The sequence below is a fragment of the Mycobacterium attenuatum genome (genome assembly GCF_900566085.1).
GTDB lineage: Bacteria > Actinomycetota > Actinomycetes > Mycobacteriales > Mycobacteriaceae > Mycobacterium > Mycobacterium attenuatum.
The window spans coordinates 1-8,309 of sequence record NZ_UPHT01000011.1 but is presented as its reverse complement, the minus strand read 5'-3'; the positions used below and the strand labels follow the sequence as shown (position 1 = coordinate 8,309).

The window sequence follows — 8,309 nt, the reverse complement described above, 5'->3', positions numbered from 1 at the left end:
CGGTAATGGCGGCGCCGGCGGGGACGCCGGACCGACCAATGGCACCGGCGGCAACGGCGGCAACGGCGGCAACGCCGTCCTGGTCGGCGACGGCGGCAACGGCGGTAACGGCGGGAAGGCTGCGACCAATGGCAAGGCCGGCACCGGCGGCACCGGCGGGCTGGTCGGCGCGGACGGGTTGAACGGGTTGGCCTAGCCGGACGGGCTGCGCTACGGCAAGCGTGGTTTCGTGAGCAATGCCGGCATTGGTGGGCAAGCACCCAAACAAGGTCGCCACTCAAGGCCGGGCTGTCGCCCGCTACACCAGCGAGCGCCCGGCCTTGATCCGTCGGTCCAGGTCCCACAGCATCAGGTTGAAGGGGAACTGCCGAACGGCCCGCGGCATCATGGCGTTCACCGTTCCTATCACCGCCATCAACCGATCGAAGAGCTGCTGTTTGCCGGCGTCCCAGGGCAACCGCATCTCGTCGCGAAACCGTTGTGGCAGAAAGCCAGTGGTGATCAGCAGGGCGATACTTTCCGGAACCTTGCGCAGCACGCCGGGTACGGGCACACCCAGTATCCGGGCTGCGGCAATCGGATACAGGTAGTCGCGAACGGCGTCGTCGATGCGCACCTTGTTCAGCGACTCCTGCCAATACCGGTCGAAAGCAGCTCGATCGGGCGGCCACATCTCCGGGGGTACCTGCAGCGTGGTGGCCAGCGCCATCGTCTCGCGGTAATGTCGCTCGGCCTCAGCGTCGTCCAGTTCGCCGACGAAGATGCGGTGCACATCGGCCGCGCCCTTGCACATACATGCCGCCACCCACAGCTGCAACTCGGGGTCAAACGCGTTGTACTGCACCGGACTTTCGGATGTCGAGTACACCTGAGCGTGCGCCCGGTTCACCGCGCGGCGGTAAGCGGCCTTCTGCTCGTCGCTGCCGGCCATGGCCACCGCGATATAGGTAAAGGTGGTGCGCGTCCGCTTGATCGGGTGCAGGTCCAAACGGCCGCTCTCGACCCGGCTCTCCACCACGCCGCAGCCGACGCCGGGTCGCGCCAGCTGCATGATGACGTTGGCCGGACCGGCCAGCAGCGCGATACCCATCAAGTTGTCCTCGGTGGCGGACGACCGCCCGCGCCTGGCCCGCCCGGGCCGGGGTGGGTCGGCCACCGGACGTTCGACATGGGAAATGGGCTGGCGAACCGCAGCGGAAGTTGCCACCATACGTCCTCCTGCCGAGCCGGCCCGCAAATTGTGCTAACAGCCGTTTCCTGATCTTGTCCGAATCCTCGCCCTGGTGTCAAGATGGCATCCGTGGCCCCAGACTCCGGTTCAGTCGAACCCTCCGCACGTCCGTACCGCGGCGTCGAGGCGGCCCAGCGATTGGCGGCGCGCCGTCGTCAACTCCTGGACGCCGGTTTAGACCTGCTGGGCTGCGACGACGGCGACATCACTGAGCTCACGGTCCGCGGCGTCTGCCGCCGAGCCGGCCTTTCCGCCCGCTACTTCTACGAAAGCTTCACGGACAAAGACGAATTCGTCAGCGGCGTGTTCGACTGGGTGGTCGCCGAGCTGGCCGCCACCACCCAGGCCGCGGTAGCGGCGGTGCCGGCACGCGAGCAGGCTCGCGCCGGGATGGCCAACGTGGTGCGGGCCATCGCCGGCGACGCGCGTATCGGTCGCCTGTTGTTCAGCACTCAGCTGGCCAATCCCGTGGTAATGCGCAAGCGTGCCGAATCCAGCGCGCTGTTCGCCATGTTGTCCGGTCAGCATGCCGGTAACGCGCTGCGCATCCCCGCAAACGAGCACATCAAAGCGGGCGCGCACTTTGTCGTCGGGGGTGTCGGTCAGACCATCAGCGCCTGGCTCGCCGGGAGCCTACAACTCGACCCGGACCAGCTCGTGGACCAGCTCGCATCGTTGCTCGACGAACTCGCCAACCCGAGGCTGTACCACCTCACGGAAACAGCGGCAGGTGCCATAACCGCGTCCCGGGTCGGATCAACCAGAGCCGCGCGAGGGTAAGGCGCATGATGCGCTGCGCGCTGATGATCATCACGATGGCCACCGGCAGCTCGAGGAAGATCGCGGTGAGCACCGACCACCACCGCTCGTCCGGCCCGGCTGTCATCAAATCGAACCAGGCGTCACAGATCAACAGCACCCCGGTGGTGAACGCGGTGAGCAGCAACAGCTGGCGGCGCAGATAGCCCAGTACCGCCGTCGCCGTCATGAACCCGACCAACAGGATATCGAAACCCACCCAGGTTGCCGGCCAGTTGTTCGCGACGTAGTCGGCCGGCAAGGTCAGCCCCAGAAACACCGTCCACGGAATCAGGATCAGAGCGCAGCCGATGACCAGACGCAACCGGATGCGCCGCGTGCGCGCGAGGGTGGTCTCATCCACCAACTCACCCAATGGCCGCTCCAGCCGGGAAATGAGCTCTCGCCGTTGCTCTGGACTCAATGCGGCGATCTGGTCGTCGCTCAAAATGCCGTCAGTCACGGCTTGCTAGTCACCGCCGCGGGGCGCCGGTCAGCCGCCGCCCGGGGGACGGCAGGGGTGTCGTTCTCGGTGAATTCCTTTACCCAACAAGCAAATTCAAGGGTTATGCCATCGGGATCCTGGAAATAGAACGAGCGCACGTACACCCCCGGATGCACCGTCGCCGAGACCTGCATCTCGCTGTGGTCATGATTGAGCACCGGACCGACCCGCACCCCTTTGTCCTTCAGCCGCTGCCGGTACGCGTCGAACTTTTCGGCTGGAACGTGGAACGCCAGATGGTTCATGGTGCTCACCGCGCTGGTGATGTCCCCGATCCCCGGGATGGCGCCGGGCGAGGAGATGCCCGGTACCCGATCAGGCGCGGCGGCGAACCAGAAGAACGCGACGCAGTCACCGTTGCCGGCGTCGAAGAAGAAGTGCTGTCCCTGGCCGCCGGGCAGGTCGAGCGACTTGATCAACGGCATGCCCAGGATGTTGCTGTAGAAGTCCACGGTGCGCGCCATGTCCGAACACACCAGCGCGACGTGGTTGATTCCGCCGAGTTGGAACTCGGTATTGGTGTTGTGCGGCTTGATCATCATGCGACTCCGATCGGTCCCCCGACCCCTGGCTAAGACGTAAATATGAATCTAACATCAGGTTCAGTTTCGCTCCAGAGGAGGTGCGCCCGGTGTCCGTGTTTCCGACGCACCGCGGCCGGCGGACCCACGCGGCGATCGACACGGCCGCTCGAACGGTTATCGCGCGCAAGGGAATCCTGGCCACGACCGTCGCCGACATTGCCGCCGAGGCCGGCCGATCGACGGCATCCTTCTACAACTACTACGACTCCAAGGAAGCCATGGTGCGTCAGTGGGCACTGTTCTTCCGCGACGAAGCCAACGAGCGTGCCCAGTCCGTGACCCGGCATGGCCTGTCCAACCGTGAGCGCGCATACGAGGCCGCGGCGGCGCACTGGCACACCTACCGCAACCGGCTCGCGGAGATGATCAGCGTGTCGCAGCTGGCGATGGTCAACGACGACTTCGCGCAATACTGGTCCGAGATATGCTCGATTCCAATTACTTTCATCACCGAAACGGTCCAGCGCGCCCAGTCGCAAGGGTTTTGCCCCGGCGATGACCCCCAGCTTGTCGCCGAGGCGATCGTGGCCATGTTCAACCAGTTCTGCTACCTGCAGCTCAGCGGTGCCCGTGCCAGAGAACCCGACGACCAGGCCTGCATTCGTACCCTGGCCAACATCTACTACCGGGCCATTTATGGCGAGGAGGTTCGCTGAATTGCCCAATGTAGCTCGCGAATTCGTCGGCTTGCCGTCGCCGACCGCCGGACGCGCCGGTGCCGGCGGATACCCGTGCCAGGGCCTCTACCACCACGTCGCCGGAACCAAACCCACGGTGGCGATGATCGCCACCCACTACCAGATCGACTTCTCCGAGCACTACCTCGCCGAGTACATGGCCACCCGAGGCGTCGGATTTCTGGGCTGGAACACCAGGTTTCGCGGCTTCGAAAGCAATTTTCTGCTCGACCACGCACTGGTCGACATCGGCGTCGGGGTGCGCTGGCTGCGCGAGGTCAAGGACGTGGAAACGGTGATATTACTGGGTAATTCGGGGGGAGGGTCGCTGATGGCCGCCTATCAGTCACAGGCCGTCGACCCGAACGTCACACCGCTGGACGATATGCGCCCGGCTGCCGGGGTGACCGAGTTGCCCACTGCCGACGGCTACGTCGCCACCGCCGCCCACCCCGGCCGCCCTGATGTGCTCACCGCCTGGATGGACGCCGCCGTCGTCGACGAAAATGACCCGGTGGCAACCGATCCCGATCTGGACCTGTTCAACACCGACAACGGACCGCCCTACTCCCCCGAGTTTCTCGTCCGATATCGCGCCGCTCAGGTAGCGCGCAACGAGCGCATTACCGAATGGGCGCAAGCCGAGCTGAAACGGATACGCGCCGCAGGTTTTTCGGATCGGCCGTTTGCCGTGATGCGAACCTGGGCCGACCCGCGCATGGTCGACGCCACCATCGAACCGACCAAACGTCAGCCAAACTCGTGCTACGCGGGCACGCCGCTGAAAGCCAACCGCTCCGCGCATGGCATCGCCGCGGCTTGCACACTGCGCAACTGGCTGGGCATGTGGAGTCTGCGGGAGGCCCAGACCCGCGCCGAGCCGCACTTGGCCCGCATCATCTGCCCGGCGCTGGTGATCAACGCCGACGCCGACACCGGAGTGTTTCCCTCTGACGCCCAACGCATCTACGATGCGCTCGCCAGCACCGACAAGTCCCGGAATTCGATCGACACCGACCACTACTTCACCACCCCGGGTGCGCGTGACGAGCAGGCCGACACCATCGCCAACTGGATCGGCGAGCGGTGGCGCTAAGAGTTCTCGCCCACTTCACACCCGGCGATAAGGTCGTTGATCTCGTTGCGGCGGAACGTGATTGGCTCGACATCCGATGGTGCGCAGACAATGACGACGCCGGCTTCTACCGCGAACTGCACGAAGCGGAAGTGATATGGCATGTGCTTCGCCCACTCACGGGTGACGACTTGGCGCAAGGACCCCGGCTGCGGCTGGTGCACAAATTCGGCGCCGGGGTGAACACCATCGACGTGGCCGCGGCGACGCGGCGCGGTATCGCGGTGGCCAATATGCCGGGGGCCAACGCTCCCTCGGTCGCCGAGGGCACGGTGCTGCTGATGCTGGCCGCGCTGCGCCGGCTACCGACGCTCGATGCGGCGGTGCGCCAGGATCGCGGCTGGCCGGCAAACCCGCAACTGGGCGAGACAGTGCGCGATATCGGCAGTTGCACGGTCGGGTTGATCGGCTACGGGAACGTCGCCAAACGCGTCGCGGCCATTGTCGCCGCGATGGGGGCCACCGTCCTGCACACGAGCACCCGCGACGACGGGCGGCCCGGCTGGCGGCCGCTACCGCAACTGTTGGCCACCAGTGATGTCATCTCCCTGCACGTGCCGTTGACCACCGACACCGAGCAGCTGATCGACGCCGGAGCGTTGGCCCGGATGAAGCCGGATTCGGTGCTGGTGAACACGTCTCGGGGGGCCGTGGTCGACGAAGGCGCCCTGGTGGCCGCGTTGCGCAGGGGGCGGCTGGCCGCTGCGGGGCTAGACGTTTTCGCCACTGAGCCGGTTGCGCCCGACAACCCGCTGCTAACGCTGGACAACGTCGTGCTGACACCGCATGTCAGCTGGTACACCGCCGACACGATGCGGCGCTATCTGACCGAGGCCGTCCGGAATTGCCGGCGGTTGCGCGACGGGCAGCCGTTGGCCAACCTGGTCAACCAACCCACCGGTTGTTAGCTTGGAAGGAACTCACGCAAGGGAAGGCGAACAATGCCGATCGCAATCACCCGTGAACATCAAGACCTCGCCGATTCGGTGCGCTCGCTGGTGGCGCGGGTGGCGCCATCTGAGATGCTGCATGCTGCTCTAGAAACCCCGGTTGCGAACCCGCCGGCGTACTGGCAGGCAGCCGCCGAACAAGGATTGCAAGGGGTACACCTGGCCGAATCGGTGGGCGGTCAGGGATTCGGCATCCTCGAGCTGGCCGTGGTGCTGGCCGAGTTCGGCCACGGGGCGGTGCCCGGACCGTTCGTCCCGTCGGCCATTGCCAGCGCGCTGATTGCGGTGCACGACCCCGAGGCCAAGGTGCTTTCCGAACTGGCCACCGGGGTGGCCATTGCCGCGTACGCGCTGGATTCCGGGCTGATCGCCACCCGTCAGGGTGACATCCTGGTGATCCGCGGCGAGGTCCGCGCGGTTCCCGCGGCGGCTCAGGCGGCCATTCTCGTGCTGCCGGTGGCCATCGACAGCGGTGAGGAGTGGGTAGTACTGCGGGCCGAGCAGCTCGAAATCGAGCCGGTCCGCAGCCTGGACCCGCTGCGGCCCATCGCACACGTGCGGGCCAACGCCGTCGAGGTCACAGACGACGTCGTGCTGAGCAATCTGAGCATGACCGCCGCCCACGCGCTGATGTCGACCCTGCTTTCGGCCGAGGCCGTCGGTGTGGCGCGCTGGGCCACCGACACTGCCGCCGGCTACGCCAAGATCCGCGAACAGTTCGGCAGGCCGATCGGCCAGTTCCAGGCGATCAAACACAAGTGCGCCGAGATGATCGCCGACACCGAACGCGCCACCGCCGCGGTGTGGGATGCCGCTCGCGCCCTAGACGAGGGCAGCCCGGACGTCGAGTTCGCCGCCGCCGTGGCGGCAACCCTGGCGCCGGCCGCAGCCCAGCGCTGCACCCAGGACTGCATCCAAGTGCACGGCGGCATCGGATACACCTGGGAGCACGACACGAACGTGTATTACCGCCGCGCGCTGATGCTGGCCGCCTGCTTCGGCCGCCACACCACCTACCCACAGCGGGTGGTGGACACCGCGACCACCACGGGGATGCGGCCCGTGGACATCGACTTGGACCCCGACACCGAGAAACTGCGGGCCGAGATTCGGGCCGAGGTAGCCGCCCTCAAAGCGATGCCGCGCGAGCAACGCAGGGTCGCGATTGCCGAGGCCGGCTGGGCGCTGCCGTATCTGCCCAAGCCGTGGGGGCGCGCTTCCAGCCCGGTCGAGCAGATCATCATTGCCCAGGAGTTCACCAGCGGCCGGGTCAAGCGGCCGCAGCTCGGTATCGCCAACTGGGTCGTCCCGTCGATCGTCACGTTCGGCACCGAAGAGCAGAAGCAGCGCTTCCTGCCGCCTACCTTCCGCGGCGAAATGATCTGGTGCCAGCTGTTTTCCGAGCCCGGCGCCGGCTCGGACCTAGCCGGGCTGACCACCAAAGCGACCCGGGTGGAGGGCGGTTGGCGCATCAGCGGTCAAAAGATCTGGACCACCGCCGCCCAGTTCGCGCACTACGGCGCGTTACTAGCCAGGACGGACCCGAACGCGCCGAAGCACAGCGGCATCACCTATTTTCTGCTGGACATGAAAAGCCAAGGCGTGCAGGTTAGGCCGCTGCGGGAACTGACCGGTCACGCGATGTTCAACACCGTCTACCTCGACGACGTGTTCGTCCCCGACGAGCTGGTGCTCGGTGACGTGAACCGGGGCTGGGAGGTCAGCCGCAACACGTTGACCGCCGAACGTGTGTCGATCGGCAGCAGCGACGCCAACTTCCTGGCTACCCTGCCGCAATTCGTCGAATTCGTCCGCGACGGCCATTTCGACCAGGTCGCCCACCACCGCGCCGGCCAGCTGATCGCCGAGGGTCATGCGGTCAAGGTGCTCAACCTACGGTCCACGCTGTTGACGATTGCCGGGGGTGACGCCATGCCGTCGGCGGCGATCTCCAAGCTGTTGTCGATGCGCACCGGGCAGGGCTACGCGGAATTCGCGGTGGCATCGTTTGGCACGGATGCCGCGATCGGTGACCCTGACCAATTGCCCGGCAAGTGGGGCGAGTACCTGTTGGCCAGCCGGGCCACCACCATCTACGGCGGCACGTCGGAGGTGCAGCTGAACATCATCGCCGAACGGCTACTGGGCCTTCCCCGCGACCCATAACACCGCCACCGCGGTGCCAACGGGTGAGTCCGCTACGGCAAGCCGTGCAGCCCGCCCGTGCCCAGCAGGAGTCCACCGGTTCCGCCGGCGCCCGAGCCGCCGGTGGTGACGCCGGTCCCGCCGTTGCCGCCATTGCCGCCATTGCCGATCAACACGGCGTTGCCGCCGACGCCGCCGGCCCCGCCGGCACCACCGGCTCCGTCGGCGTCGCCGTCGCCCCCGGCTCCGCCGGCACCGCCGGCACCCAACAGCTGCCCGCCCCT

9 protein-coding genes and 1 pseudogene are annotated in these 8,309 nt (G+C 66.5%); 6 read left to right on the top strand and 4 right to left on the bottom strand.

Going from position 1 to position 8,309, the window contains the following annotated elements; translation table 11 throughout:
• A pseudogene (locus EET13_RS02215) lies at positions 1–196 on the top strand (PE-PGRS family protein); the annotation flags it as partial.
• A gap of 102 nt (positions 197–298) precedes the next feature.
• Here EET13_RS02215 and EET13_RS02210 read toward each other — a convergent pair.
• A complete protein-coding gene (locus EET13_RS02210) occupies positions 299–1,210 on the bottom strand; it encodes an oxygenase MpaB family protein (RefSeq protein ID WP_122440759.1) in 912 nt (303 codons plus the stop codon).
• 81 nt (positions 1,211–1,291) lie between these two features.
• On the opposite strand from EET13_RS02210, the gene EET13_RS02205 reads away from it, so the two are divergent.
• A complete protein-coding gene (locus EET13_RS02205) occupies positions 1,292–2,011 on the top strand; it encodes a TetR/AcrR family transcriptional regulator (RefSeq protein WP_122440758.1) in 720 nt (239 codons plus the stop codon).
• Here EET13_RS02205 and EET13_RS02200 read toward each other — a convergent pair.
• Positions 1,944–2,492 (bottom strand): hypothetical protein, encoded by a 549-nt coding sequence (locus EET13_RS02200; RefSeq protein ID WP_122440757.1) that lies wholly within the window; start codon positions 2,490–2,492, stop codon positions 1,944–1,946. The two genes, EET13_RS02205 and EET13_RS02200, sit on opposite strands and share 68 nt — an antisense overlap.
• Positions 2,489–3,073: a VOC family protein gene (locus EET13_RS02195; RefSeq protein WP_122440760.1), complete on the bottom strand. Its 585-nt coding sequence runs from the start codon at positions 3,071–3,073 to the stop codon at positions 2,489–2,491. The genes EET13_RS02200 and EET13_RS02195 overlap by 4 nt, the downstream gene beginning before the upstream one ends.
• 92 nt (positions 3,074–3,165) lie before the next feature.
• On the opposite strand from EET13_RS02195, the gene EET13_RS02190 reads away from it, so the two are divergent.
• From EET13_RS02190 to EET13_RS02175, 4 genes are read left to right on the top strand one after another with little or no spacing between them, the layout of a single operon-like run.
• Positions 3,166–3,774, top strand: coding sequence for a TetR/AcrR family transcriptional regulator (locus EET13_RS02190; protein WP_122440756.1), 609 nt, complete (start codon positions 3,166–3,168; stop codon positions 3,772–3,774).
• Positions 3,755–4,891, top strand: a complete 1,137-nt coding sequence (locus EET13_RS02185) for an alpha/beta hydrolase (protein WP_122440755.1) — start codon at positions 3,755–3,757, stop codon at positions 4,889–4,891. The genes EET13_RS02190 and EET13_RS02185 overlap by 20 nt, the downstream gene beginning before the upstream one ends.
• Positions 4,882–5,838, top strand: a complete 957-nt coding sequence (locus EET13_RS02180) for a 2-hydroxyacid dehydrogenase (RefSeq protein WP_122440754.1) — start codon at positions 4,882–4,884, stop codon at positions 5,836–5,838. The genes EET13_RS02185 and EET13_RS02180 overlap by 10 nt, the downstream gene beginning before the upstream one ends.
• Positions 5,839–5,871: 33 nt before the next feature.
• A complete protein-coding gene (locus tag EET13_RS02175) occupies positions 5,872–8,046 on the top strand; it encodes an acyl-CoA dehydrogenase family protein (RefSeq protein ID WP_122440753.1) in 2,175 nt (724 codons plus the stop codon).
• Positions 8,047–8,078: 32 nt separating this feature from the next.
• Here EET13_RS02175 and EET13_RS02170 read toward each other — a convergent pair.
• Positions 8,079–8,309 (bottom strand): hypothetical protein (locus EET13_RS02170; protein ID WP_211189010.1); only part of this gene is annotated, 231 nt, incomplete at its 5' end.

Excerpts from the sequence above, each read along its gene's own strand:
- EET13_RS02210 (WP_122440759.1), bottom strand. The coding sequence starts at position 1,210 with ATGGTGGCAACTTCCGCTGCGGTTCGCCAGCCCATTTCCCATGTCGAA.
- EET13_RS02205 (WP_122440758.1), top strand. The coding sequence starts at position 1,292 with ATGGCATCCGTGGCCCCAGACTCCGGTTCAGTCGAACCCTCCGCACGT.
- EET13_RS02195 (WP_122440760.1), bottom strand. The coding sequence starts at position 3,073 with ATGATCAAGCCGCACAACACCAATACCGAGTTCCAACTCGGCGGAATC.
- EET13_RS02185 (WP_122440755.1), top strand. The coding sequence starts at position 3,755 with ATGGCGAGGAGGTTCGCTGAATTGCCCAATGTAGCTCGCGAATTCGTC.
- EET13_RS02175 (WP_122440753.1), top strand. The coding sequence starts at position 5,872 with ATGCCGATCGCAATCACCCGTGAACATCAAGACCTCGCCGATTCGGTG.